At 66.9% G+C, this 25465-nt stretch carries 24 protein-coding genes; 9 read left to right on the top strand and 15 right to left on the bottom strand.

The features are described from left to right. Nucleotides 1–5 precede the first annotated feature (5 nt). The 4 genes from A7D27_RS04675 to A7D27_RS04660 all read right to left on the bottom strand — a co-directional run bounded on the left by A7D27_RS04675 (nucleotide 6) and on the right by A7D27_RS04660 (nucleotide 4026). Complete coding sequence (locus A7D27_RS04675; RefSeq protein WP_069563222.1) at nucleotides 6–1055, bottom strand: type III polyketide synthase; 1050 nt, start codon at nucleotides 1053–1055, stop codon at nucleotides 6–8. A 206-nt stretch (nucleotides 1056–1261) separates the two neighbouring features. Further along, a complete protein-coding gene (locus tag A7D27_RS04670) occupies nucleotides 1262–1702 on the bottom strand; it encodes a Zn-ribbon domain-containing OB-fold protein (RefSeq protein ID WP_069564212.1) in 441 nt (146 codons plus the stop codon). Nucleotides 1703–1714: 12 nt separating this feature from the next. Next, nucleotides 1715–2911, bottom strand: coding sequence for a thiolase family protein (locus tag A7D27_RS04665; RefSeq protein WP_069564211.1), 1197 nt, complete (start codon nucleotides 2909–2911; stop codon nucleotides 1715–1717). A 26-nt stretch (nucleotides 2912–2937) separates the two neighbouring features. After that, on the bottom strand, nucleotides 2938–4026 hold the full coding sequence (locus A7D27_RS04660) for a hydroxymethylglutaryl-CoA synthase (protein ID WP_069563225.1): 1089 nt from the start codon (nucleotides 4024–4026) through the stop codon (nucleotides 2938–2940). Nucleotides 4027–4540: 514 nt separating this feature from the next. On the opposite strand from A7D27_RS04660, the gene A7D27_RS04655 reads away from it, so the two are divergent. Then, nucleotides 4541–5143 (top strand): TetR/AcrR family transcriptional regulator, encoded by a 603-nt coding sequence (locus A7D27_RS04655; RefSeq protein WP_069563226.1) that lies wholly within the window; start codon nucleotides 4541–4543, stop codon nucleotides 5141–5143. Between the two features lie 38 nt (nucleotides 5144–5181). Here the strand turns inward: A7D27_RS04655 and A7D27_RS04650 are convergent, their stop codons facing one another. Then, nucleotides 5182–6066, bottom strand: a complete 885-nt coding sequence (locus A7D27_RS04650) for a DAPG hydrolase family protein (protein ID WP_069563227.1) — start codon at nucleotides 6064–6066, stop codon at nucleotides 5182–5184. Nucleotides 6067–6221: 155 nt separating this feature from the next. Here A7D27_RS04650 and A7D27_RS04645 point away from each other — a divergent pair, with 155 nt between their 5' ends. The 3 genes from A7D27_RS04645 to A7D27_RS04635 all read left to right on the top strand — a co-directional run bounded on the left by A7D27_RS04645 (nucleotide 6222) and on the right by A7D27_RS04635 (nucleotide 8418). Further along, entirely contained in the window at nucleotides 6222–6890 is a 669-nt protein-coding gene (locus A7D27_RS04645) for a TetR/AcrR family transcriptional regulator (RefSeq protein ID WP_069564210.1), read from the top strand. Between the two features lie 205 nt (nucleotides 6891–7095). Beyond that, nucleotides 7096–7656 carry an AAA family ATPase gene (locus A7D27_RS04640; protein WP_069564209.1) on the top strand — a complete coding sequence of 187 codons (561 nt, stop codon included), beginning with the start codon at nucleotides 7096–7098 and terminating at the stop codon, nucleotides 7654–7656. 27 nt (nucleotides 7657–7683) lie between these two features. Further along, nucleotides 7684–8418, top strand: a complete 735-nt coding sequence (locus tag A7D27_RS04635; RefSeq protein WP_069564208.1) for a metallophosphoesterase — start codon at nucleotides 7684–7686, stop codon at nucleotides 8416–8418. A gap of 49 nt (nucleotides 8419–8467) precedes the next feature. Here the strand turns inward: A7D27_RS04635 and A7D27_RS04630 are convergent, their stop codons facing one another. From A7D27_RS04630 to A7D27_RS04620, 3 genes are all read right to left on the bottom strand, one after another. After that, nucleotides 8468–10546: a phosphocholine-specific phospholipase C gene (locus A7D27_RS04630; RefSeq protein ID WP_069564207.1), complete on the bottom strand. Its 2079-nt coding sequence runs from the start codon at nucleotides 10544–10546 to the stop codon at nucleotides 8468–8470. A gap of 912 nt (nucleotides 10547–11458) precedes the next feature. Next, the gene (locus tag A7D27_RS04625) at nucleotides 11459–12370 is read right to left on the bottom strand and encodes a response regulator (protein ID WP_069563231.1); all 912 of its coding nucleotides are present in this window, start codon (nucleotides 12368–12370) and stop codon (nucleotides 11459–11461) included. A 3-nt stretch (nucleotides 12371–12373) separates the two neighbouring features. Continuing rightward, nucleotides 12374–13675 carry a sensor histidine kinase gene (locus A7D27_RS04620; RefSeq protein WP_069563232.1) on the bottom strand — a complete coding sequence of 434 codons (1302 nt, stop codon included), beginning with the start codon at nucleotides 13673–13675 and terminating at the stop codon, nucleotides 12374–12376. Between the two features lie 188 nt (nucleotides 13676–13863). Between A7D27_RS04620 and blaPOM the strand changes: the two genes are divergently transcribed. After that, nucleotides 13864–14724, top strand: a complete 861-nt coding sequence (blaPOM, locus tag A7D27_RS04615; protein WP_069564206.1) for a POM family subclass B3 metallo-beta-lactamase — start codon at nucleotides 13864–13866, stop codon at nucleotides 14722–14724. A gap of 36 nt (nucleotides 14725–14760) precedes the next feature. On the opposite strand, the gene A7D27_RS26975 is transcribed toward blaPOM, so the two are convergent. Next, entirely contained in the window at nucleotides 14761–15789 is a 1029-nt protein-coding gene (locus tag A7D27_RS26975; RefSeq protein ID WP_069564205.1) for an AraC family transcriptional regulator, read from the bottom strand. Nucleotides 15790–15968: 179 nt separating this feature from the next. Between A7D27_RS26975 and A7D27_RS04605 the strand changes: the two genes are divergently transcribed. Next, a complete protein-coding gene (locus A7D27_RS04605; protein ID WP_069564204.1) occupies nucleotides 15969–16994 on the top strand; it encodes a pyridoxamine 5'-phosphate oxidase family protein in 1026 nt (341 codons plus the stop codon). 7 nt (nucleotides 16995–17001) lie between these two features. Here A7D27_RS04605 and phnE read toward each other — a convergent pair whose 3' ends face one another. Genes phnE through A7D27_RS04585 form a run of 4 tightly spaced genes read right to left on the bottom strand, consistent with a single transcriptional unit; the run spans nucleotide 17002 to nucleotide 20232 of the window. After that, a complete protein-coding gene (gene phnE / locus A7D27_RS04600) occupies nucleotides 17002–17769 on the bottom strand; it encodes a phosphonate ABC transporter, permease protein PhnE (protein WP_069564203.1) in 768 nt (255 codons plus the stop codon). Continuing rightward, nucleotides 17766–18593 (bottom strand): ABC transporter permease, encoded by an 828-nt coding sequence (locus A7D27_RS04595; RefSeq protein WP_069564202.1) that lies wholly within the window; start codon nucleotides 18591–18593, stop codon nucleotides 17766–17768. Before A7D27_RS04595 ends, phnE begins: the two co-directional genes overlap by 4 nt. Continuing rightward, on the bottom strand, nucleotides 18587–19384 hold the full coding sequence (locus tag A7D27_RS04590) for a phosphonate ABC transporter ATP-binding protein (RefSeq protein WP_069563238.1): 798 nt from the start codon (nucleotides 19382–19384) through the stop codon (nucleotides 18587–18589). The genes A7D27_RS04595 and A7D27_RS04590 overlap by 7 nt, the downstream gene beginning before the upstream one ends. Continuing rightward, nucleotides 19381–20232 (bottom strand): putative selenate ABC transporter substrate-binding protein, encoded by an 852-nt coding sequence (locus A7D27_RS04585; protein WP_069564201.1) that lies wholly within the window; start codon nucleotides 20230–20232, stop codon nucleotides 19381–19383. The genes A7D27_RS04590 and A7D27_RS04585 overlap by 4 nt, the downstream gene beginning before the upstream one ends. A gap of 275 nt (nucleotides 20233–20507) precedes the next feature. Here A7D27_RS04585 and selD point away from each other — a divergent pair, with 275 nt between their 5' ends. Both selD and mnmH read left to right on the top strand, forming a co-directional pair. Continuing rightward, a complete protein-coding gene (selD, locus tag A7D27_RS04580; protein WP_069563240.1) occupies nucleotides 20508–21542 on the top strand; it encodes a selenide, water dikinase SelD in 1035 nt (344 codons plus the stop codon). Continuing rightward, on the top strand, nucleotides 21542–22645 hold the full coding sequence (mnmH, locus tag A7D27_RS04575) for a tRNA 2-selenouridine(34) synthase MnmH (protein WP_069563241.1): 1104 nt from the start codon (nucleotides 21542–21544) through the stop codon (nucleotides 22643–22645). Before selD ends, mnmH begins: the two co-directional genes overlap by 1 nt. A gap of 37 nt (nucleotides 22646–22682) precedes the next feature. Here mnmH and A7D27_RS04570 read toward each other — a convergent pair whose 3' ends face one another. Continuing rightward, complete coding sequence (locus tag A7D27_RS04570) at nucleotides 22683–23318, bottom strand: metalloregulator ArsR/SmtB family transcription factor (protein ID WP_069563242.1); 636 nt, start codon at nucleotides 23316–23318, stop codon at nucleotides 22683–22685. A 319-nt stretch (nucleotides 23319–23637) separates the two neighbouring features. On the opposite strand from A7D27_RS04570, the gene A7D27_RS04565 reads away from it, so the two are divergent. Further along, entirely contained in the window at nucleotides 23638–25176 is a 1539-nt protein-coding gene (locus A7D27_RS04565; protein ID WP_069563243.1) for a nucleobase:cation symporter-2 family protein, read from the top strand. A gap of 64 nt (nucleotides 25177–25240) precedes the next feature. On the opposite strand, the gene A7D27_RS04560 is transcribed toward A7D27_RS04565, so the two are convergent. Continuing rightward, nucleotides 25241–25465: type II secretion system F family protein (locus tag A7D27_RS04560; RefSeq protein WP_170832271.1), on the bottom strand; the 225-nt coding region annotated here is incomplete at its 5' end.

Genomic DNA, 25465 nt, shown 5'->3' with positions numbered 1-25465 from the left:
GGTACTCAGGCTGCCCATTCACCGAGTGCCATTTCGGCGGTGAAGCCCGGCCCGAACGCGGCGAGCAGACCTTTGCTGCCGGGTTTGGGGGAGCTGTCGAACTGCCGGCGCAGCACGTCGAAGACCACCACGCTGGCGATGTTGCCGGCCTCGGAGAGGCTGGTGCGCGAGAGCGAGACGCGCTCGGACGGCAGGTCCAGGTGGCGGACCAGTTCGTCGAGGATCTTGCGGCCGCCGGTGTGGAAGATGAAGAAGTCGTTCTGCGCGCAGTTCTGCTGGTAGCCGGCCTGGTTGAGGCGTTCGATCACTGGGGCGACGTCTTTGATGGAGTTCATCACCGCCTTGTCGAGGGTGAAGTGGAAGCCGGTGTCCTTCACGTCGTACTTGATGTAGTGCTCGCTCTTGGGCAGGAAGAACGAGTCGGTGGCCTTGATGCGGAAGCCCTTGGCCTCGTCGTCGGCGCGCAGCACGCAGGCGGAGACGGCATCACCGAACAGCGCCGCCGAGATGAAGGCGTGCAGCTTGGTGTCGTCCGGCTGGTAGCACAGCGAGGAGAACTCCAGGGACACGATCAGCACATGGTTGTCGGCCTTCAGGGTGGCGAAGTCATGGGCGCGGTTGATGGCGGCGGCGCCGGCCACGCAGCCGAGCTGGGCGATGGGCAGCTGGATTGTGGAGTTCGGCAGGCCGAGGTCGTTGATCAGGTGGGCGGTGAGCGACGGCATCATGAAGCCGGTGCAGGAGGTGACGATGACCATGCGCACGTCCTCGGGCTTGAGGCCGGCATTGTCCAGCGCCTGGCGGGCGGCGGCGGAGGACATCTCGCGGGCGGCACGCTCGTAGACGATGCTGCGGTGGGTGAAGCCGGTGTGGATGGCCAGCTCGTCGATGGGCAGCACCAGGTGGCGTTCGTTGACCTCGGTGTTGAGGATCATGCGCTTGGCCAGGGCCATGCGCGGGTGGTCACCGTGGAGGTTCTCCAGGTGCTCGATCATCTGCTGCTGGGTGATCTTGTGTTGCGGGAACAGTACGTGGGGTTGGCAAAGAGTCGACATGTTGAATCCTCGTTGATCGTTCAAAATTTGTTCATTCAGTGGGTAAGAACCCGTTCTTCAGGCACAGCCAAGCCCGTCAGCGCTGGCGTGGGCCAGCACTTCCCGGGGGGGGGCAGCGGCAGGAGAAAAGGGCGTAAACCTCACGCCGGAAAAAGGTTCTTGTTATGGCTGCCACGGAGCCCATTCGGGCCCCGCGGGCAAGAGCCTCAGTGGTCGAGTACGAACTTGTAGGCGTACTGCCAGGCCAGGTTGCTTTCACGCACCTGCTTGCGGACCACCATCTTCACGCGAGCGCCGACCTTGAGCTGGGCCGGATCGACGACGTCGACGATCTCGGAGGCGATCACCAGGCCGTCGTCCAGACGCACCATGGCGATGTGCCGCGGCACCACTTCGCCGTAGCCCATGGCCGCCAGGATCGGGTTCTCGGCGTTGGCCATGACTTCGATATGGCCGGTGCGCTCGCAACGGTAGGCACTGACCTTCAGCGAGTTGCAAGCGCCACAGACGGTGCGCCGGGGGAAGAAGATCTCGTGGCATTCGTCGCAGCGGCTGCCTTCGAGCCGGTATTTGCCGCCATGCTCGCGCCATTCGCGAAGCATGCTGGCGGTGGTCATCCGGTGGATCTGCTCGGGGTACAGGGACATGGTCGACACTCCTTAGTCGTTGGACAGGACGATCACCGAGTTGTGAGCGGCGTAGCCACCCAGGTTCTGCGAAACGGCGATACGGGCGCCGGGAACCTGGTTGGTGGACTCGCCGCGCAACTGGCGGAACAGTTCGGTGATGTGCAGGATGCCGTCGGCGCCAGAGGCGTGGCCGCGTCCGATGTTGCCACCGTCGGTGTTCAGCGGCAGTTGGCCGTCCAGGGCGATGCCGCCCTCGCGGACGAAGTCGCCGGCCTGCCCGGGTTTGCACACGCCCATGGACTCCATCTGGATGAGCCCGGCACCGAGCAGGTCGTAGACCTGGGCGACGTCGATGTCCTTGGCGGTGATACCGGCCTTCTTGTAGGCGATCTCGGCGCAGGCGATGGAGTTGGCCGAGACGGCCATGCCGACGTCCTGGGGCAGGCCCGGGTACTTCAGTGTCGGGTTGTGGTAGCGGGTGCCGTAGTAGTGCGACACGCCGGTGTAGGCGCAGCCCCGCACGAACACCGGTTTGTCGGTGTACTTGTGGGCCAGGTGCTCGGCCACCAGGATCGCGCAGCCGCTGGCCTCGCCCCAGGCGAGCATGGAGCCGCAGGCCTCGGTGCGCTTGAGCTCTTCGAGGCTGGGGATGGGTTGGCCGTAGCGGGTGGAGCCGGGGGTGTTGTGGGCGTAGATGCGCATCTGCCGGCCGAAGCTGGCGAGCACGTCGGCCTCGCGGCCAGCGTAGCCGTACTTGTGGAAGTACTCGGCGGTGGCCAGGGCGAAGGCGTCAGTGTGGGAGATGCCGAGGAAGTAGTCGTACTCGCACTCGGTGCTAGAGCCGATGTACTCGGCGTAGTTGAAGTGGTCGGTCATCTTCTCGAAACCGCCGCACAGGACGATGTCGTATTCGCCGGAGGCCACCATCTGGTGGGCCATCTGGAACGACACCGAGCTGCTGGTGCAGTTGGCGGTGCTCATGAAGGTGGGCGCGGGGCTGATGCCGAGTGCGTCGGACAGGGTCGGGCCGAGGCCACCGTATTCGGAGATGCCCTCACCGTGGTAGCCATACGCGACGCCCTGGATTTCACGCGGGTGCATCTTGGCGGCGTGGATGGCCTCGTAGGCGGACTCGACGATCATTTCCTTGAAGGTCTGCCGGACGCGGGAGTTGCCGGGTTTCGGCGTATGGGCGGCCGACACGATTGCAACGCGACGTGCAGTCATGGTTGTGCTCCTTGCAGTACGGGCGGTCAGAGGTAGGCGGTCAGGGCGTAGTCGGCGCGCAAATACTTGAATTCGTATTTGATCGACGTGCCGTAATCCACGTACACCTTGTTCTCCAGCACCTTGCGCAGCGGCTTGGTGCGCTGCTGGTAGGCGAGGATGGCGTCGGTGACCGTCAGCGCGATGGCATCGCTGCCTGCGCCGAATCCGTACGACGAGAGGAGGATCTTCTGCCCCGGTCGTGCCTGGTCGAGCACGTTGATCAGCCCCAGCAGCGGACTGGCCGAGCCGGTGTCGCCGACGCTGCCGGCGTAGATGCCGGGCTCGATCTGGCGCGGCTCGAAGCCGAGGTGGCGGCCCAGCGAGTGGGGGGTGGAGACGAGGTTCTGCTGGAACACCGCGTAGTCGTAGTCATGGCTGGAGGTGCCGAGCTTCTTGAACAGACCCTTTACAGCGCGTGCGGTCTGCTCTTCCAGGCCTATGCTGTTCTTGTCGGAGCCCAGGCCCATGCCGGAGCGGATGTAGCGCTCGCCCTGCGGGCGGATGTTGTCAGCGACGTCGGCGGCGCAGGAGAAGCTGCCGTCGAACTCGGCGATCAGGTTGTCGCGGCCCAGCAGCAGCGCGGCGGCGCCGGCGCCGGCGTAGGCTTCGGTGAGGTCGCCCGGAGCGGTGTTGCGGTTGATGGTGTCGGCACCGATGGCCAGGGCGTTGCGAGCCATGCCAGAGGCGACCAGAGCGTGGCCGATTTGCAGGGCCGAAGTGCCTGACTTGCCGGCGAACTGGACGTCGGCGCAGAAGGCGTCATAGCCGCTGCCGAGCATCTCCAGGATCACCGCTGCCGAGGCGCGGGATTCATAGGGGTTGGTGCAGGTTCCCAGGTACAGGGCGTCGAGCTCGGCGATACCGCCCTGCTCCACCGCCTGCTGGGCCGCGAGGGCACCCAGGGTGATGACATCCTCGTCCGGCTGGAGCACGGCGCGTTCAGTTATCCCTAACTGATCCCTGACCAGTCTCAGGTCGGCGTTACGCCAGACGCTGAGCACGTCTTCGACTTTCAGGCGGCAGACTGGCAGCCCGTAGCCGTAACTGACAATTCCTGTCTTATGCACGGTCATATTCCTCTTGAGCACATTTTCATTGAGACAAGCCATCCCTTGCCATCCGGAATGGGCAGCACACAAATCACATCGAAAAAAGGCACTCCTGCTTTTTGTGTCGAGCGGGGACGCACGAGTCGTCCGGCTCGCTACAGGGTGTCCGCGACGTCCGCAGGTTGTCGCACGGGCACCGATAACTCTCTCACGCATGAGGCGTGCTTGCGTTGCCAGCGCCAACGGCGCTGTGCAGGGCATTTGGCAAACATCGCCTTCTCGTCATCTACCTCCTTTAAAATACGAAACGTTCCGTATCTATTTTATGAAACATTTATAACTTTCGTTTGCCCAAGCGAGAGAGGTACCGGAAGCCGTGGTTTTATCTGCCGTGATATGTGACCGTCGACCCGATCCCCCCTTCTCAAGAGGGAGTTTTGTTACAAATCTACTTCACGAAACGGTCCGTATCGTTTCGCGAAGTCAGCCTATACCTTAGAATTCGTTTGTCAATACTTTTTCCATGAGGACCTTTGCCTTGACTCGAACACGCTCCCGAAGCTCCATCGGCTCGCTGCGTAGCCCGCATGCGCACAAAGCCATCCTTAAATCGACGACCGAAATCCTGATGGAAAGCGGTTATGCCGGGTTGAGCATCGAATCCGTCGCCCGACGGGCAAGTGCCAGCAAGCCGACGATCTACCGCTGGTGGCGGAACAAGGCGGCACTGATTGCGGAGGTGTATGAGAAGGAGAGCGAGCAGATCAGGATTTTCCCGGAACTTGGATCATTTCGCGAAGATCTGTCGTTTCTTCTGCACAATCTCTGGAAGATCTGGCGAGAGACCATTTGCGGTCTGGCCTTCAGGAGCGTCATCGCCGAGGCCCAGTTGGACCCGGAAACGCTGGAGGAACTCAAGGATCAGTTCATGGAGCGGCGCCGGGAAGTTCCCAAACGCCTGGTGGAAAACGCTGTGAATCGAGGTGAACTACCGAGGGACATCAACCAGGATCTGCTGCTTGACATGATCTTCGGCTTCTGTTGGTACCGATTGCTTACCGACCAATTGCGGGCCGAGCAGGACATTGACGACTTCATCGACATGCTGACCAGCGGAGTATGTGCCTCCCCCGCCGCTTGACCAGCAAAAAGACCCGCAAGGAGCGCGGGTCGCCCCGATCAGGCCGGGTGGCCTGAAAACTCGCGGTAGAGTTCTGGCAGAAAACTCGCCAGGTGGTTGAACTCGCACAGATCGTGCACCGCGAACTCGAATGCCAGCTCCTCCAGCCCGGCAGCATCCAGCCCCAGCCCCGCCAGCAGGCTCTCTGCCCGTTCAGCTCCGGGGAACCGCGCCATTGACGGGTGCGCACCGACCCAGTAACGGCTGGTCAGCCACATCCCCTCCTCCGTTTCCTTGAACAGGTGGACCATCAGCGACACCGGCACGTCCGGCTCCTGGGCCAAGCTCATCAGCGCACTGACGCTGCCATCGATCTTCGCCTCGCGGTACAGCGCAGGGTCCAGCCCAAGCTCTGCCGGCTCGTGGAAGTCAATCCTCAGGTCCAGTAAGCGCGAGCCGACGTATTCCGTTGCGCAAAAGCTGTTGCCATACAGCCGGTGCCTGAAGCAGCGGTCCGTGTCGCAGAGTTTCTGGGCGTTCAGGCAGGGATTCTTCACATGGGCATAGGGGAACCAGAGCATGTAGCGCTCGGCTTCCAGCGGGTGCCAGAGGAACCACCACTCGAACATGCGTGCACTGCAACCCGGAAAGAACTTCTGACTCTGGACATAGGCCATCGGCCCGTTCAACAGTGCATACCCGGCTTCCGCGCTGCGGTAGTCGGGATCGAGCAAGCGGTTGATATCGTCCACCGACGGCGTCAGCGTCTGCTCAAGGGGCAACGGCCCACGCTGCAGCAATTGCACTGCAGACAGCGGGACCCACATCTCGCCGCTGAAGAAGCGCGCGTAAGGCTTGCCGCGAATCGCTTCGCGGTTGCGCAGGAACTGCTTCTGCATCGGCAGGGAAAAATAACTGAATGGCACCATCACGCGTGTTTGCATTGAAGTAACCTGCATCGTTGGTTGCGATGGGGATCAGGTGCGGACGGATCACATATCTCACCTCCCTGCGGGAAGGTGTCGGCCCCTGAGACGCTAGGACAGGTCTAAAGCAAAGTCAAATTTGAATTTAAATTAACCCAAATAGAGTCAGTTACATGACAGCTACACAGCAGCAGCCCGCAGGACGCGCATCTCGCCAGGACGGTCAGGCCACACGTCAGCAGATACTCGAAATCGCCGGGCAGGTTTTCGCTGAACGCGGCTACGCCAATGCCACCAGCAAGGAGATCTGCGCCCGCTCCCAGGCCAACGTCGCCGCAGTGAACTACCACTTCGAAGGCAAGGACGGCCTCTACACCGCCGTGCTGCTGGAAGCCCACCAGCGGATCATGAGCCTGGAGACGCTGGAGGCGCTGACCACCAGCGAGTTGTCAGGGGAAGACAAGTTGCGCCGGCTCATTGCCGAACTGCTGGGCAGCCTCGGCAGCACCGACCTGGCCTGGCCTGCCAAGGTGCTGGCGCGGGAGCTGCTCTCCCCTTCCCCGCTGCTGCCGGCTGTACTGAGAAAGGAGTCCTTCCCCAAGGCGCGCGCTGCCCGCCGCATCATCGGTGAACTGCTGAACCTGCCGGAGGACGATCCGGCGGTGCTGCGCAGCGCGCTGAACATCTTCTCGCCCTGCCTGTTCCTGCTGATCGCCCACGACACCCTCAGCACCACGGTGCTTCCTGGCCTCGATACCGAGGCACAACCGCTGTTGGAACACATGCTCGCATTTGCCCTGGGTGGGCTTGCCGCCCTCGGCCAGCAACGCCACACCGCGTGACAAGGTGTGGCGCAAGAGGGCTGGAACCACCCCATGCCCTCCTGCGCAGCGCTCCCCGGCCGAGCCGCCACAGTCTGCCGAGGTCAATGAGGATGAGCCGAGCCCTGGGCGCTCTTGCCCCCTCGCACGACACGCTTTGAAGATCGGGCACGGATTGCCCTACCCTTGCCGCCCTGTCGAGGATGTACAGCGAGAAGGAGTCTTGATGCAGCGCGTGATGATCATCGGCCACCCCGGGGCCGGCAAAAGCACCCTGGCCCGCAGGCTGGGCGAACTGACCGGCTTGCCGGTCGTCCACATCGACACCATCCATTGGCAGCCGGGCTGGGTGGAACGCAGCCGGGACGAGAAGACCCGCCTGTGCCACGAAGTCGAGGCCCGTGAGCGCTGGATCTTCGAAGGCGGCCACTCCGCAACCTGGGGCAACCGGCTCGCCCGGTCCGACCTGCTGGTCTGGATCGACCGTTCGGCGCCGCTCCGTTTCTGGCGCGTACTGCTACGGACCTTGTCCCAGCGGGGCCTCACCCGCCCCGACCTGCCGGAGAACTGCCCGGAGCGACTGGGCAGCCTTCCCGAGTTCTTCGGCTTCATGTGGCGCACCCGGCAGTCGGCCCGGGCCAAGATGGAGCAGCTCGCCGCCTCCGCGCCCTCCACCTGCCGCGTCGTGCGCCTGCGCTCCAACCGGGATACCGAGCGTTTCCTGGCGGACATCCAGGCATCCCGGGTAGCCTCAGGCCTGCGCACCGGCGCGCCGCTGAACGGCTGACCCCCTCCCCCAGGCGCCAGTGCGACCATGCGTATCCACCTGCTGTCAGACCTGCACAACGAATTCAGCCTCTTCCAGCCCCAGGTGCTGGACGCGGACGTGGTGATCCTCGCCGGTGACATCGACCTCAAGGGCCGTGGCGTGCATTGGGCGCGGGAGGTGTTTCCAGGCCAGGTGCTCTACGTCCCCGGCAACCACGAGTACTACGGTGGGCACCTGAAGCGGACCCTTGAAAAGATGAAGGCCGCGCAGGACGCGCGCATTCGCGTCCTGGATAGGGACGAGGTGGTGATCGGTGGTACCCGGTTTCTCGGCGCCACCCTCTGGACCGACTACTGCGCAACCGGCAACCCGGCGATAGCCGCCTTCACCGCGCAGAGCGGCATGAACGACTTCAAGAAGATCCGCACCGGCGAGTTCCGGCGGATCAGGCCGGCCGACCTCAAGGATGAATCGGTGCTGGCGCGCAACTGGCTGCGGGAGAAACTCACCACACCCCATGACGGCCCTACGGTGGTGATCACCCACCACGCACCGTCCCTGCGCTCACTGGCAGACAACCCCTACGCGGGCGGCCACATGGATGCCGCCTACGCCAACCGGTACGACGACCTGCTGGAGATGGGCGCGGACCTCTGGGTTCACGGCCACTCCCACACCGCGTGCGACTACAGGACGGGCACCACCCGCGTGGTGTGCAACCCGCGCGGGTATCCCGGTGAGCTCACCGATTGGTCCCCTGACCTGGTGCTGGAGCTGTAGGCGCTGGTAGTGCCACGACCCGGCCCGCCCACGCGGGCCGGGTTCCCCCTCAGAAGGTCAAGGTGCCCAGCCCCATCCCCGGATCACTGAAGCTCGGCCGGCCGTTTTCCAGGTGGCCGCTGAATCGCCGCAAAAAGCCCTCCACACCCTGCGCGCTGACACTGAAGTCGTACCAGTTGCCGCTGCTGCGCAGCGAATAACGCACCTCGCGGCGCTGGCCTGGGGCGACGCTCAGGGTCTGGCTCTCGCCCCGGTAGTAGACGTTGTCCTTCACGGTCATGCGCAGGGGCTTGAGACCCCGGTTGATCAGTTGCACCACCAACCTGCCAAGCAGCGGGTCATGGTCGATGCGCACTTCGGGCTGCGGCGCCCTGCGGTCGGCAGCGGCCACCCGCAGATTGCCACGGAACACCCGCAGGAAGCCGTTGGGGCCGTGCACTTCCAGGTGGTAGTCGCCGCTGGCATCCCCCGTGAAGCGGTCATGCAGGCGCCGGTGAGCACCCACTGTGTAGCGTCTCGGCGCGCGGACGCTGTCCAGCAGGTCATAGACCTGGAACACCGCGCCGGCCTTGCCGGTGTTGGCGAAGGTCAGGCTCAGGGCTTCCTCGCGGACGCGGTAGCGCGCGTGTACCGCCAGGTCGTAAGGCAAGGGGCGCGCACGACGCAGGCCCATCTCCTGCTTGGGCATTGCAGCCACCGCCGGCGGCTTCGGCTTGGGCAGCTTCACCTGGCTGGCGACGATCGCATCGGCCTGGCTGGTGTCCGGCAGCCCCGGCAGCGGCCCGTTGTCCGGGTGACTGAAGTCGAAGGCCGAGGTCAGGTCGCCACACACCGCACGGCGCCAGGGGCTGATGTTCGGCTCCATCACGCCGAAGCGCTGCTCGAGGAAGCGAATCACCGAGGTGTGGTCGAACACCTGGGAGTTCACCCAGCCGCCCTTGCTCCAGGGCGAGATCACATACATGGGCACGCGCGGGCCGAGGCCGTAGGGCTGGTTGCGGTGGCGAGTGTCGCCTTTGGTGTGCCATTCGAGGGTTGCGTCGGCAGTGGTCTTGCCGTTCAGCGTGCCGTCGGCGTTGAGGCCCGGCGCGGCGGGCGGGGCCACATGATCGAAGAAGCCGTCGTTCTCGTCGAACATCACCAGCAGTGCGGTCTTGCTCCACACCTCCGGGTTGGCGGTGAGCGCGTCCAGCACCCAGGCGGTGTACTCGGCGCCCCAGATCGGGCTCGACGGGCCGGGGTGCTCGGAGTACTTGGCCGGCGCCACGATCCACGACACCTGCGGCAGCGTATTGGCGAGCACATCGCGCTTCAGCGCATCCAGTTTCCAGGTGCTCAGGCCATTGACGATCAGCGGCGAGTCCGGCCCGGCCGCGCGGTACTGGCGGAAGCCGATCAGCGGGTTATCGGAGAAGTTGTCCGCCATGTCCTGGTACACGCGCCAACTGATGCCATCGGCCTGCAGCCGTTCCGGGTAGGTGGTCCAGGTGTAGCCCTGCTCCACCGGGCCGTTGCTGTCGTGGTCGTTGGTGGTCACCGGGCCGCCGTGCTGGCCGAGTGGGTCGTTGGTGCCGGTCCAGAGGAACAGGCGGTTGGGGTTGGTGCCGCCCTGGAACGAGCAGTGGTACGCGTCACAGACTGTGAAGGCGTTGGCCAGGGCGAACTGGAAGGCGATGTCCTGCTCCTTGTAGTAACCCAGGGAGCGCTCGGTCTTTGCCGGCAGCCACTTGTCCATGCGCCCCTCGTTCCACGCCTGCTGGGCATCGGGCCAGGTGTGCGGGGTGCCGTCCACGCGCTGGGCGCTGGTGGTGCGGGTGTCGAAGTGGTACGGCAGGACCTCGCCCTTGCTGCCCTTCTGGTGCCACACGCGCTGGCCGTCGGGCAGCGGGATCGGCATGCGGTCGCCGAAGCCGCGCACACCCTTGAGCGTGCCGAAGTAATGGTCGAACGAGCGGTTCTCCTGCATCAGGATCACCACGTGCTCGACGTCCTTGAGGTTGCCGTGGCGCCGGTGTGCCGGGATGGCCAGGGCCGCCTGGATGCTGGGGGGCAACATGCTGGTGGCAACGGTGGCACCCACCGTACCTGCCGCCAGGCGGATGAAGCTTCTTCTGCTTTTGGAAATCATCGAGAAACTCACCAGTTCATAGGGGTTGCACAGGGCTGCAGAGAGCGTCCATGACCACTCGGCAGCAGGCTGTTCGAACTCCGACGACGCTAGAGAGGGAAAAAGACGCTTTGGTTTCAGGCGGTTTTGCAATGGGCACATGCGCCAACTGCGTCACGTTTCAGATGCGATTTTCTGGTCTAGGCCACTCATCCCTTGACAGGCCGTTCAACTGCTTCTAAGGGCACCTCACGGCGCACCCAGCGCTCCCCGGGCAAGGTGCCTGGGCCAGGAGGTGGATGGCATGACTGGTCAAGACCAGCACAGGATCAGCGTCAGGGAATCTCGGTGAAGGCCCCGCTGCCGGGTACGGCAGAGCCTCTCCTGAGTCTCCCAGCCGTCATTCCTGAACTGCACGCTGATCGAACGGTGCACCAGCCGATTCCGCAGGGATGCTGCTCGAAGGGCCACACGGGACACCTGTCGGCAGACAGGGGACGAGAGCGCCGTGGTGAGCCTGCCCGACGAGCGGCCCCCATTGATGGCGCGCTGGTATCAACCAACCCGTATCACTGCGCCCGTGGTCAGGAGCCTTGAACCCGTCCCGGCAGCTCCGCTCCATACCTTCGTCATCCCGATATCGAGACGGAGACAACCCCCGATGGAAAAGACCCGATCTCGCCCCGACCTCCAAGGGCGTTCCTCCGGCCTGAGGCCGGAGGAACGCCTGCGTTTTCAACGCGCCGGATGGCCGCTGCCAGGTTGTCGATCCGGTCAGAGCCGATGGGGGATAAGGCATCGGGATGAAGGACGCACTGCGTCCCGCATGAAACGGTGTTTTCCGACCGATAGCGTTTCGATACAGGTCCTCGACGACGTCGAGCGGAACACCCTCCTGCACCTGCTGCGCAAGGCCTGTCGCAAGCGCCTGCCTCAGGCGCTGAGGCGCTCGCGCAGCCGGCCGAGCATCCCCAGCAGGCTCCCCACCCGTTCCTTCTCCCGCGCCTCGCGCGGCAGTTCGGCCTGCCGCGCCGGCACCTGGGCCGGCTGCTCGCGCCAGTTGCGCGCCTGCTCGGCAGCCGCCTTCAGCCCCTTCTCGAACAGCCCCCGGCGGATCGGCTTGGGCAGGTAGCGGAAAATCTGCGCCTCGTTCACCAGTTGCAGCAGCGCCTGGGTGTCGCGGAACGGCGTCACCACCAGGCTGAGCAGGCGCGGGTGGGCCTGGGCCAGTGACTTGAGCAACGGCGCAGTGTCTTCGCCGCCACAGCGCAGGTCGCTCACCAGCAGGTCGGCGCCCTCCTCGTTCAGCAGGCCGATGGCCTCGGTGAGGCTGTAGGCCCGCAGCAGCCGGTGGCCGCCAGCCATGCAGAAGTCGGCCACGCTCGCCAGAGTCTCCGGGTCTTCGTCCAGCAACAGCACGCTCAGGCCACGGGGTTCCGCGCTGGGCGTGCTGGCCGCGGCGGCCTGCGGGCGGGCGGCGATCTCTGCCGCCTGGCGCAAGGTGAAAGCCATTTCCTGCGGGTCCCAGGGTTTGGTCAGGTAGCGGAAGATGCCGCCGCTGTTCAGCGCCTCCACCGCCGCATCCAGGTCGGAGTAGCCGGTGAGCAGGATGCGCAGGCAGTCCGGGGCGATCTCGCGGGCCTGGGTCAGCAGCTCGGCGCCGTTCATCTGCGGCATGCGCTGGTCACTGACCACGATGTGGAAGGTCTCCCGCGCCAGGCGCTCCAGGGCGCGTAGCGGGTCGTTCTCGGTGACCACCTGGTAGTCCCGGCGGAACTGCATGGCCAGGCTGCGCAGGATGCGCTCCTCGTCGTCGACGAACAGGATGCGGATGGCGGATGTCATGGCTCAGGCACTCCGTTTCAGGGCGCGGGCCTGCGCAGTCGGCAGGCGGATGAGGAAGCGCGTGCCGCGCCCCAGTTCAGAGGCCACGCGAATACTGCCGCCGTGGTCCTGGATGATCTTGTAGCTGATGGACAGGCCCAGGCCGGTGCCCTCGCCCACCGGTTTGGTGGTGAAGAACGGATCGAAGATGCGCCGGGCCACCTCGGGAGCCATGCCGCAGCCGCTGTCCTGCACCGAGACGCACACCCAGTCGCCTTCGGCCCAGCTGCGGATCTGGATGCGGCCATGGCCGACCATGGCCTGGGCGGCATTGGTCAGCAGGTTGAGCAGCACCTGGTTGATCTGCGAAGGCGCGGCGCTGACGGCGGGCAGTTCGCCCAGACCCAGCACCACCTCGGCTTTGTCCTTGATGTGGTTGCGGGCAATCAGCAAGGCGCTGCGCACGCAGTCGTTGAGGTCCACGGCCTCGTCCATGGCGCGGTCGAGCCGGGCGAAGTCCTTCAGCCCCACCACCAGCTCGCCGATCTGGCCGAGGCCGTAGAGGGTGTCGTCGAGCAGTTGCCGCAGATCGTCCGCCAATTGTTCGGGAGCGGCCTGCTCGCGCATGACGGCGGCGGCCTCGAAGGCCTGGGCCAGGCGCGCTTCGTCGCAGGCCGGGTCGGCCAGGCAGTCGGCCAGCGCGGCCTGGCTGCGGGCCAGCTCCACCAGTGGAGCGCTGAGCTGGTCGAGCAACTGCACGTTGTTGCGCACATAACCCAGCGGGGTGTTCAGCTCATGGGCGACGCCGGCGACCATCTGTCCGAGGGAGGCCATTTTCTCCGACTGCACCAGTTGTGCCTGGGACTCCTTGAGGTCCACCAGGGCCTGGCGCAGCACCCGGTTGCGCTGTGCGATGCGCAGCTCCATGGCCTTGAGCAGGTCGAGCACGGTGCCGAGGCCGCGGTACAGGCCGTCGCCGTCCACCAGGATGAAGTCTTCGGTGATGGGGTACTGCAGGCCGGCGGTGACCTGCTTGGCGGCCTGCTCCAGGTTGCTGTCCAGGCTCAGCACCAGGGGCTCGGCGTTCATCACGTCGGCCACCGGGCGGCGGCCCCAGAGGTCGCGGCCGAAGCGCTGCATGAAGATGTCCTGCAGGGTGTAGCGGCTCACCAGGCCGATGGGCCGGCCGTCCTCTACCACCGGGAGGGATAGAAAGCGGCGGTGCTCGGGGGCCAGCAACTGGTCCGCCACGTCGCTGATGCTCAGGCTCGATGGCAGCGCCGCCACTGGTCTGAGCAGGCGTTCCAGCGCATTTTCGGCTGCCATTGGCGACTCCCCCGAGCCCGTTGAATGGCGGCCATTGAAGCAATGTCAGGTTGCCATCCTGTGACAACTGTCTCATTCGCGTTACAGGCGATGCACGGCACGCTCCGACAGGCTGGCCAGTCGACAGGCATTGACCTGCGCGACCAGGCAGTCAGAATGGCGCCCCTTTATTTTCCGAGGACTGCCCCGTGCGTACCCTGACCACCCTCGGCCTCGCCCTGCTGCTGGCCCAACCCGCCGTGGCCGCCCAGGCCGTCCTGCCGCAACTGCAGCCCTACACCGCCCCGGCCGCCTGGCTGACCCCAGTGGCGCCGCTGCGCATCGCCGACACCACCTGGCACATCGGCACCGCCAGCATCACCGCGCTGCTGGTGAAGACGCCGGAAGGCGCCGTGCTGCTGGACGGCGGCATGCCCCAGGTGGCCGACCACCTGCTGGCCAACATGCGCGAGCTGGGCGTGGCGCCGGGCGACCTCAAGCTGATCCTGCACAGCCACGCCCACATCGATCACGTCGGCCCGCTGGCCGCCATCAAGAAGGCCACCGGCGCGCAACTGGTGAGCAACGCCGAATCGGCCGTGCTGCTGCAGCGCGGCGACAGCCAGGACATCCACTTCGGCGACGACATGGTCTTCGCCCCGGTGCAGGTAGACCGCCTGGTGCAGGACGGCGAAACGGTGGAGCTGGGCGGCATGACCTTCACCGCCCACTTCACCCCCGGGCACACCCCCGGCAGCCTGAGCTGGACCTGGACCGACCGCCGCGACGGCAAGCCCCTGCGCATCGCCTACAGCGACAGCCTGAGCGCCCCCGGCTACAGCCTGTGGATGAACCCGCGCTTCCCGAAGATCGCCGAGGCCTTCCGCAGCGGCTTCGCCGCCGTCCGCGCCCTGCCCTGCGACCTGCTGATCACCCCGCACGCCGAGGCCAGCGGCTGGGACTACACCAACGCCGAGCACCCCAACCCGTCCCCCATGAGCTGCAAGGCCTACGCCGACAAAGCCGAGGCCGCCTTCGACGCGCAACTGAAGAAGCAGCGCGGCGGCTGAGCCACCTCAGCTCGCCGAGGGTGACCGGGCCTTTCTTCAGTCCATCGACCGCACCTGCCGTGCCGCGCCGGGTGAATGGCCGAACCAGCGGCGGAAGGCCCGGTGGAAGGTGCTCACGTCCTTGAATCCCAGCGCCTCGCTGATCGTCTGCACGGGAACGCCTTCACGGGCCTGCTGCAAAGCGACACGGCTGCGCTCCTCCTCCAGCAGCTCGGCGAAGCCGGTGCCCTGCTCCCGCAGGCGCCGGTAGAGCGTCGGCCGACTGAGGTGCAAGCGGGCACAGAGCGCGTCCACGCCCGGACCGCTGGCCAGGTCGGCCCGGATCAGCAGACGGACCCGCTCGACCAGGTCGGTTTCCGCCCGGAGCTGCTCCTGAGCCTCCTGGACGCGGGCTTCCAGCAACGCCTTGAGGTAGGGGTTGGCGCTGCGGATCGGGCTGGCCACCTGCCCGGCAGAGAGGTACACGCGGTTGGCGGCGCACCCGAACTGCGGGGCAATGCCGAACGCATCGACGAAGCGCTCCCCATAGGCCGGGCGCGGGCAGGCGAACTCCACCCGATCCGGTACGAAGCCGTCCCCCGCCAGCTCGCGCCCCCAGCGCACCAGTGCCACCAGGCTGCGCTCCACCGCGGCCTGGGGATAGCCGCGCCCGGCGGCGAACGCCAGCTCCAGGCACAGGCCGTCGCCAGTGTCATGGGCCTGCCATTGTTCGGAGGGGTTCATCAGCGCGCCATGGCGCAGGAAGGTCGACAGCGCCTCGCCCACCGATGCGCACTGGAACAGCAGGCTGGCCAGCAGACCGCGCCGCTCCGGGTTGAACGCCAGCCCCACCAGCAGCCCGACGTGGGGCAGCGCCGGGTGGCTCGCGGCCTGTTGCCACAGGCCCCGCAGCAGCGACTCGTCCAGGCGCTGCTCCGGCAGTGGCCGTAGCGGGTCGCAGCCCGCCAGCAGCCCCTCGCGGGAGAGGCCGGCGGCTTGCAGCTGGGCGGCGTCGACCGCGCCCAATTGCAGCAGCAGGTCATGCAGATCGAGTACCGCGAGGGCGGAAACGCGGGTTGGGCTCATGGCAGGCAGTCCTTTTTCCTGGGCGGACAGTAACGCCCCGCGACGGCCTCCGCCAGGGATCGCTCCTTCAGGGCGGCGCATGAATGCAACCGAACGCCATGTGGATTGAAACCCGCTGCCATGCCCCTGCCGGCAGGCTGCTCCTAGCATCGGGACACCCGTTCACGAGGAGTCGTCCCATGCCCCGTCACCGCATCGAATCCCTCGGCGCCCTGCGCACGCTGATCGCCGAACCGCCTGCCCTGATGAAGAAACGCCTGCAACCGGCGATCGACGACCACTGCCTGACCGTCATCCGCAACGCCAGCGTCTGCGTCGTCGGCCTGGCCGGCAGCGACAGCCCCATCGCCTTTCTCGACCTGTGCGCCACACCGGTGATCCACGCCGAGGGCACCCGCATCCGCATGGCCTGGCCGGCCCTGCTGCCACCAGTAGCCAGCCAGGCACCCAGGGCGTGCAGCCTGCTCTTCATCATGCCGGGCATCGGCTTTGCCCTGCGTGCCAACGGGCGTTGCCACACGCAGCAGGAAGACGCCGGCCTGCTGCTGGAGTTCTGCGCCGACGCGCTGTTCCTGCACTGCTCGCGGGCCATGGTGCGGGCCGACTTCTGGACCCCACGGGAGAGCCGGTCGGCGTGGCCGATGGGCCGGGGCGAAGGGGCGCTCTCGGAGGCGGCGCAGGCCTTCATCGCCCGCTCGCCGTACCTGCTGATACTGACCCGCAACGCCGAGGGTGCCACCGAGCTGTCCCCACGCGGCGATCCCGATGGTTTCGTCGGTGTGCTGGACGGGCACCGGCTGCTGATCCCGGAGCGACCGGGCAACAAGGTGGCGGTGTCGCTGAGCAACATCCTCAGCTGCGACCAAGTGAAGCTGGCCTTCCTGCTACCGGGTGCGTCCACCGTGCTCAGCGTCACCGGCCGCGCCCAGGTGAGCGCCGACCCGGGGTTGCTGGGCCTGCTGTCGGTGAACGGCAAGGCGCCGGTGCTGGGTACGCTGCTGGAGGTGGAGCGCTTCGCCTTCGTCGAGGCCCCGGAGTTGGTGGCCGCTGGGCTGTGGCGCACGGAAACCCACCTGTCGCCTGCGGCCATCCCGTCCTTCCCGAAGATGCTGGCCGAGCACATGAACGGCACCGGCCTCCTGGGCAAGGCCACCACCCTGGTGGTGGACGCCGTGGTCCGCCACGACCTCAAGCATCTTTATTGATGGCGTCTCAGGCCCTTACCCAGCGCTGGCGCATGCGGTCGCTGAGGGCGTCCACCAGCAGCACCAGGGCTAGCATGGCGAGGATCACGGTGCTGGCCTGGCGCTCCTGGAACAGGCTGAGGGTGGTGTAGAGCATCTGCCCCAGCCCGCCGGCGCCGACGAAGCCGAGCACGCTGGCCATGCGGATGTTGTTCTCCCAGCGGTACAGCATGTAGGCCAGCAACTGCGGCCAGAGGTTGGGCAGCGTGCCGTAGCAGAAGGCCGCCAGGTGGCTGCCGCCCTGCAGGCGGATCGCATCGGCAGGCTCCGGCGGGGCGTTCTCCAGGGCCTCGGCGAACAGCCGGCCAAGCACCCCGGCGGTATGCGCCGCCAGGGCCAGGGCCCCGGCGTTGGGGCCGAGGCCGGCCGCCAGCACCATCAGCGCGGCCCACACCAGCTCCGGAATGGCCCGCAGGGCATTGAGCAGCAGCCGCGCCAGGGCCTTGCCCGGCCAGCCGAAGCGCCCGGCGGCGGGCAGTGCCAGGAGCAGGCCGAGCAGCGCGGCCAGGAGCGTGCCCAGGCCGGACATGGCCAGGGTTTCCAGCGCTCCCCGGCCTACCGCCTGGAGGTGCTCCAGGCCCAGGTCCGGCCGCAGGAAGCGCAGGGCGTAGTCGGCCATCTGCCCACCCACGTCCTCCCCCAGCAACGCCTGAAGGTCGAGCCCGAGGTAGCGGAACGACCCCACCACGGCCGCCAGCAGGGCGAGGACAATGGCCAGGTCGACCCCCCGCTTCATGCCAGCCTCCCGCGCAAGAGGCGGCTCAACTGGTCCGCCAGCCACACCAGCAGCAGGAAGGTCAGCAGCATGCTGGCCACCTCGGCACCGGCGAACATGCGCATCGACAGGTCGATCTGCTGACCGAGCCCGCCGGCACCGACGAAGCCCATCACCACCGAGGCGCGCACGGCGCATTCCCAGCGGTACACGGTGTAGGACACCAGCTCGCCGGCGGCGCTGGGCAGGATGCCGTAGAAGAACGCCGACAGGCGCCCGGCGCCGGCCTGCATCAATGCATGGGCAGGCCGCTGGCCGACCGATTCGAAGATTTCCGCGTAGACCTTGCCGAGCATGCCGCTGTAGGTGATGGCGATGGCCAGCACCCCGGCGGTCGGCCCCAGGCCCACGGCGCGGACGAACAGCAGCGCCCAGACGATCTCCGGCACGCTGCGCAGGAACACCAGCAAGGCCCGCACCGGCCAGCGCAACACCAGCCCGAGGGTGCTGGGCCGACCGCTGCGGGAGGCGGCCGACAGCGACAGCGCGCGGCTGGCCAGCAGGCTCATGGGCACCGCCAGCAGCAGCGCCAGGGCCATGCCTGCGGTGGCCACGGCGAGGGTCTGCAGGGTGGCGTCCAGCAGTAACTCAAGGAACTCGGCGCCGTGGGCCGGCGGCCAGAACCCGGCCAGGAAGCTGCCCATGGCCTGGCGGCTGTCGGCCTGGAACAGCACCCGCGGGTCCAGTTCGGCCAGGTGGATGCCCGGCCACAGCACCAGAAGCGCCACCAGCCCCAGCAGCAGGCGCGGCACAAAGGCCGGATCGCGGGTGTCGCGGCTCAGCATCGGGGGATCTGCACCGGGGCGGGCACTAAACCGGCGGCCTGTGGCGAGGTGATGCCGGCGTTGGCGTAGAGCGCGTCCAGGCGCTCGGGGGTGACCTGGGCGGCCGGCAGGTCGAAGGCCAGCCGGCCGTCGCGCACGCCGATCACCCGGGGAAAGTGCGCCAGGGCCAGCTCCACCGCATGCAGGCTGGCCACCAGGGTGACGCCGCGCTCGCCGGCATGGCGGCAGAGGGTCTCCAGGGTGTGATCGGCCAGCACCGGGTCCATGGCCGAAACCGGCTCGTCCGCCAGCAGCAATTCGGGTTGCTGGTACAGCACGCGGGCGATGCCGACGCGCTGCAACTGGCCGCCGGACAACTGGCCGCACTGGGCGAAGAGCTTGTCCGCCAGGCCGAGGGTGGCCAGGGCCGCACGGGCACCGGGCACATCCCGTGGGTGCAGCAGGCTGGCCAGCCCGCGCAGGGTGCCCCAGCGCCCCAGGCGCCCGGCGAGCACGGCGGTGACCACCCGCTGGCGCGAAGGCAGCGGCGGCGCCTGGTGGATCAACCCGATGCGGGTGCGCAGGCGCTGGCGTGCGCGGCCGGCGAGGCGCCAGGGCGCCTCGCCGAGCAGCTCCACGGTGCCGCTATCGGGTTGCAGGGCGGTGGCCAGGAGGTTGAGCAGGCTGGACTTGCCGGCCCCCGAGGGGCCGATGACCGCCACCCGCTCGCCGGCCTCGATGTGCAGGTCGATGCCGTCCAGGGCGCGGACCTGGCCGAGGCGCAGGCCCACACCGGTGAGGCGGACGGTCATTTCAGCAGTTCGGCGGCCCGGGCGGCCTCCTCGATGCCCTTGTAGTTCTCGGGCTGGGTCTCGATGAAGCGGCTGGCGGCCTGCAGATCGAGGATCGCCTTGTGCTCCGGGTTGGCCGGGTCGAGGGCGAGGAAGGCGGCCTTGATCTTCTCGGCCAGAGCCGGGTCGAGGGTGCCGCGCACGGTCCAGTTGTAGTCGTAGTAGGTCGGCGTGGTGGAGAGCACGCGCACCTTGGCGGTGTCCACCTTGCCGGCGGCCACCAGCTTCTCCCAGACGCTGGCGTTGAGCACACCGCCGTCCACCTTGCCGGCCTGGACCCAGGCCACGGTGGCGTCATGGGCGCCGGAATAGGCCACGCGGCTGAAGAAGCTCTCGGGCTTGATGCCGTCCTTGAGCATGAAGAAGCGCGGCATCAGGCTGCCGGAGGTGGAGGACACCGAACCGAAGGCGAAGCTCTTGCCCTTGAGGTCGGTCAGGCTCTTCACCTCCGGGTTGGCGGTGATGAACTTGCTGGTGAACTGGGCATCCTGCTCGCGCTGGACAAGAGGGATGGCATTGCCGGTCTTCAGGCGCACCTGGACGAAGGTGAAGCCGCCGAGCCAGGCCAGGTCCAGGCGGTCGGTGGCCAGCGCCTCGACCACCGCCGGGTAGTCGGCCACCGGCACGAACTGCACCTTCATGCCCAGTTGCTGCTCCAGGTAGGCGCCGAGCGGCTTGAACTTGCGCAGCAGCTCGGTGGGCGCTTCATCGGGGATGGCACTGACCCGCAGGGTTTCGGCGGCCTGCACGGCCAGGGCGGAACAGGACAGGGCAAGGCCGGCAACGAGGGCCAGGGTGCGCTTGAGCATGCAGATTCTCCGGTTCAATAGCGGAAAGATCGGGGGGAGATGGGCGGCCACTGCGGGCGCCGCGGCGGAATTATAGGAATCGCGGGCGCAAAGGCCAGTGTTGCCGGGGGCTTTTGGAAAACCTGGACGAAACAATCCATGCCAGGTGCCCCCAGGAAACCTCTGCTCAGGTTTGAACAGGCATCCACAGGGTGCTCCAGGCACCTCGGCGGCAACCCGGTGAGTTTCCCGGCGGCCTGATAGAATCCGCCGCCACGATTTCAGTGAGGTGCGACATGAGCGAACCCATCCGCCTGACCCAGTACAGCCACGGCGCCGGCTGCGGCTGCAAGATCTCCCCCAAGGTGCTGGAAGTGATTCTCGCCGGCAGCGGCGCGCAGAACCTGGACCCGCGCCTGTGGGTGGGCAACGCCTCCCGCGACGACGCGGCGGTCTACGCCCTGGACGAGGAGCGCGGGGTGGTCTCCACCACCGACTTCTTCATGCCCATCGTCGATGACCCCTTCGACTTCGGCCGCATCGCTGCCACCAACGCCATCAGCGACATCTACGCCATGGGCGGCGACCCGCTGATGGCCATCGCCATCCTCGGCTGGCCGGTGAACGTGCTGCCGCCGGAGGTCGCCCGTGAAGTCATCCGTGGCGGCCGCGCGGTGTGCGACGAGGCCGGCATCCCCCTGGCCGGTGGCCATTCCATCGACGCCCCCGAGCCGATCTTCGGCCTGGCCGTCACCGGCGTGGTGGACAAGCGCCACATGAAGCGCAACGACACCGCCATCGCCGGCTGCCGCCTGTACCTGACCAAGCCGCTGGGCATCGGCATCCTCACCACCGCGGAGAAGAAGTCCAAGCTGCGCGAGCAGGACCGCCACCTGGCCCGCGACTGGATGTGCACCCTGAACCGCCCCGGCAGCCGCTTCGGCAAGCTGGTCGGTGTCCACGCCATGACCGACGTCACCGGCTTCGGCCTGCTCGGCCACCTGGTGGAAATGGCCGACGGCAGCGGCTTGACCGCACGCATCCGCTACGACGCGGTGCCGCGCCTGCCCGGCGTGGAGCATTACCTGGCCGAGGGCTGCATCCCCGGCGGCACCCTGCGCAACTTCGACAGCTACGGCGAGCGCATCGCCCCGCTGGACGAGGCCCGTCGCCACCTGCTCTGCGACCCGCAGACCAGTGGCGGCCTGCTGGTGGCAGTGGCCCCGGAGGGCGAAGCGGAGTTCCTCGCCGTGGCCCGCGAACTGGGCCTGGACCTGGCGCCCATCGGCGAACTGGCCGAGCGACAGAGCCACGCGGTAGAGGTGGCGTGATGCGCGAAAACACCACCGACTACCGCCGTCTGTTCCTTGAGGGCGTGCCGATGATGGACGCCCGTGCACCGGTGGAGTTCGCCAAGGGCGCGTTCCCCGGTGTGGTCAACCTGCCGTTGATGACCGACATCGAGCGGCAGAAGGTCGGCACCTGCTACAAGCAGCAGGGCCAGCAAGCCGCCATCGCCCTGGGCCACCAACTGGTCAGCGGCGCCACCAAGGCCGCCCGCATCGAAGCCTGGGCCGCCTTCGCCCAGGCCCACCCCGATGGCTACCTCTATTGCTTCCGTGGCGGGCTGCGCTCGCAGATCGTCCAGCAGTGGCTGAAGGACGAGGCCGGCATCCAGTACCCGCGCGTCACCGGCGGCTACAAGGCGATGCGGACCTTCCTCATCGAGACCCTCCAGGCCGCCGTCAGCGAATGCGACTTCGTGCTGGTGGGCGGCCTCACCGGTACCGGCAAGACCGACGTCATCCAGGCCCTCGGCAATGCCCTGGACCTGGAGGGCCACGCCAATCACCGGGGCTCCAGCTTCGGCCGCCGCGCCACCGCCCAGCCGGCGCAGATCGACTTCGAGAACGGCCTGGCCATCGACCTGCTGCGCAAGCGCGACAGCGGCATCGGTCAGTTCGTGCTGGAGGACGAGGGCCGTGTGGTGGGCAGTTGCAACGTACCCCTGGAGCTGTACCAGGGCATGCAGCAGTACCCACTGGTGTGGCTGGACGACAGTTTCGGAAACCGCGTGGAGCGCATCCTGCGGGACTACGTGATCGGCCTGTGCGCCGAGTTCGTCGCCCTGCACGGCGACGAAGCCGGCTTCGAGCTGTTCGCCGCGCGCCTGCGCCAGGGCATGGCCAACATCCTCAAGCGCCTGGGGGGCGAGCGCCACAAGCGCATGACGGCGATCCTCGACGAAGCGCTGCAACGCCAGCAGGCCAGCGGCGAGGTGGACCTGCACCGGGGCTGGATCGAAGGGCTGCTGCGGGAATACTACGACCCGATGTACGCCTTCCAGCGCGAAGGCAAGGCCGCGCGCATCGAGTTCGCCGGTGACCAGGCCGCCGTGCTCGATTACCTCCGCCAGCGCCCGTCCCGGCGTTGACCACCCACCCCGCGCCCGATCACGGCGGGCGCGAGGCTCATTTCAGGCGAACGCGGTAGACGCAGCGATTGGCATCGGCCAGCAGATGCTGCTCGCGCTCCACCTCGGCGTCGGCACCGATCACCTCGCGGAACAACTGCAGCTCCGACCGGCAGAACCCCTGGCAGACCGTGGCCGCGGCGCAGATCGGGCAGTGGTCCTCGATCAGCAGCCAATCCGCGCCATCGGCCTCCACCCGCGCCATGTAGCCCTCGCGGGAGCGCACCTCGGCGAGCTGCTGCAGGCGCCCGACCACGCTGTCGGCCTGACAGACCTCACGGTAGAGCGCACGGGTTTCGCACTCGCGCTGGCCGATCAGGCGGTCCATGCCCTCCTCACCGAACAACTGCCGCACCGAGGCGATCAGTTGCACGGTGAGTTGCGCGTGGGCATCGGGGAAGCGCCGGTGGCCGGCCTCGGTGAGCGCCCAGCGCTGGCGCGGACGGCCAGCGCCGCTGATGGGCGCCTGCTGGCCTTCCAGCAAGCCGCCTTGCGCCAGCTTCTGCACCTGCTGGCGGGCGGCTTCGGGGGTCAGCTCCAGCTCCTGGGCCAGCTCTGCGGTGGCCAGCGGGCCCCGGGTCTTCACCAGCATCAGGATGCGATCGGCCGTGGAGGTGGCGGAGTCGTCGGTCATCGGTGGGGCTTTAGGCAAGAAAGGCCTTGCATATTAGAAGGGCGTTCCTGCCAGTGTCGAGCGCATTCCCCGTATCGGTGAGCGGCTTCCCCGCCTGTTTTCCTGACCGTTCGTCCAGCTTCAAGGCCATGTACGGTTTCCGGTGCTTTCGATGAATCCGCTCTGCAACGCAGGTTTCAAGCGCTCCTACGCCAATGCGTCGACTGCCTGGTCGAAAATCGCACACAGGGTCCCGAATTTTATGTATACAACCATCTGGAAACATTGAGACAAAAAGCACTACAGTGCGCGCACAACGACAAGAAGTGAGTGCACCTCCATGAAAAACACCGCTACGACCGCGCCCGCAGCACAAAGGCCGGAAGATGAAAAACTCAGCGTCGGCGCCAACCTTGCGTATGGCATGCAGCACGTCCTGACCATGTACGGCGGCATCGTTGCCGTACCGCTGATCCTCGGTCAGGCCGCTGGTCTCTCCCCCGCCGAGATCGGCCTGCTGATCGCCGCCTCACTCTTCGCCGGTGGCCTCGCCACCCTGCTCCAGACCCTTGGCGTTCCCTTCTTCGGCAGCCAGATGCCCCTGGTCCAGGGCGTGTCCTTCGCCGGCGTGGCGACCATGATCGCCATCCTCCAGAGCGGCGAAGGTGGCGGCATCCAATCGGTGCTCGGCGCGGTGATGGCGGCCTCGCTCATCGGCCTGTTGATCACCCCGGTGTTTTCCCGCATCACCAAGTTCTTCCCGCCGCTGGTCACCGGCGTGGTCATCACCACCATCGGCCTGACGCTGATGCCGGTGGCCGCGCGCTGGGCCATGGGTGGCAACAGCCAGTCGCCGGAATTCGGCAGCATGGCCAATATCGGCCTCGCCGGTCTCACCCTCGTGGTGGTCCTGCTGCTGAGCAAGGTGGGCAGCGCCACCATCTCGCGCCTGTCGATCCTGCTGGCCATGGTGATCGGCACCCTGGTGGCCATGTCCCTGGGCATGGCGGACTTCTCCAAGGTGTCCGAAGGCCCGCTGGTGGCCTTCCCCTCGGTCTTCCACTTCGGCATGCCGACCTTCCATGTGGCCGCCATCATCTCCATGTGCATCGTCATCATGGTGACCCTGGTGGAAACCTCCGCCGACATCCTCGCCGTGGGCGAGATCATCGGCACCAAGGTGGACTCCCGCCGCCTGGGTGACGGCCTGCGTGCCGACATGCTGTCCAGCATCCTGGCGCCGGTGTTCGGCTCCTTCACCCAGAGCGCCTTCGCCCAGAACGTCGGCCTGGTGGCCGTCACCGGGGTGAAGAGCCGCTACGTGGTGGCCACCGGCGGCCTGATCCTGGTGACCCTCGGCCTGCTGCCGGTGATGGGGCGCATCATCGCGGCGGTGCCCACCTCCGTGCTGGGCGGCGCCGGCATCGTGTTGTTCGGCACCGTGGCCGCCAGCGGCATCCGCACCCTGGCCAAGGTGGAGTACCGCAACAACATGAACCTGATCATCGTCGCCACCTCCATCGGCTTCGGCATGATCCCCATCGCCGCGCCGACCTTCTACCACCAGTTCCCCGGCTGGTTCGAAACCATCTTCCACTCCGGTATCAGTTCCGCCGCGATCATGGCCATCGTGCTGAACCTGGTGTTCAACCACTTCACCGCCGGCACGCCCGACCAGCCTTCGGTCATCGCCGCCGGCCGCGAGCGCCAGTTGCGTTACACCGACGTCGCCTGCCTGAACGAGGGTGACTACTTCCAGAACGGCAAGCTGTACGACGCTGCCGGCAATGAAGTCCCTCTATGCGAGGACGATGACCACCACCCGGCGCCGCGCAGTACCGGGCGCAGCAGCAAGACGGCGGAACCCAGTAACGCCTGACGCACCCTCCCCCGAAAGCCCCGTCCCTGACGGGGCTTTTCCATTGGTACAGCGCCGTGTGCGGTCACTGAACCAGTTGGTTGATCTCGATGATGGGCAGCAGCACGGCCATGACGATGGTCAGCACCACGCCGCCCATCACCACGATCATCAGCGGCTCCAGCAGCGCGGTCATGCCCAGGGCGCGCCGCTCGATGTCCCGCGACAGGGTCTGGGCCGCGCGCTCCAGCATCGGCGGCAGCGCGCCGGTCTTCTCCCCGCTGGCGATCAGGTGGATGAGGATCGGCGG

Origin of the sequence: Pseudomonas sp. 1D4 (assembly GCF_001728925.1) — a bacterium.
GTDB lineage: Bacteria > Pseudomonadota > Gammaproteobacteria > Pseudomonadales > Pseudomonadaceae > Metapseudomonas > Metapseudomonas otitidis.
The sequence above is the reverse complement of the archived record's forward strand: the minus strand, read 5'-3'. Positions and strand labels throughout refer to the sequence as shown.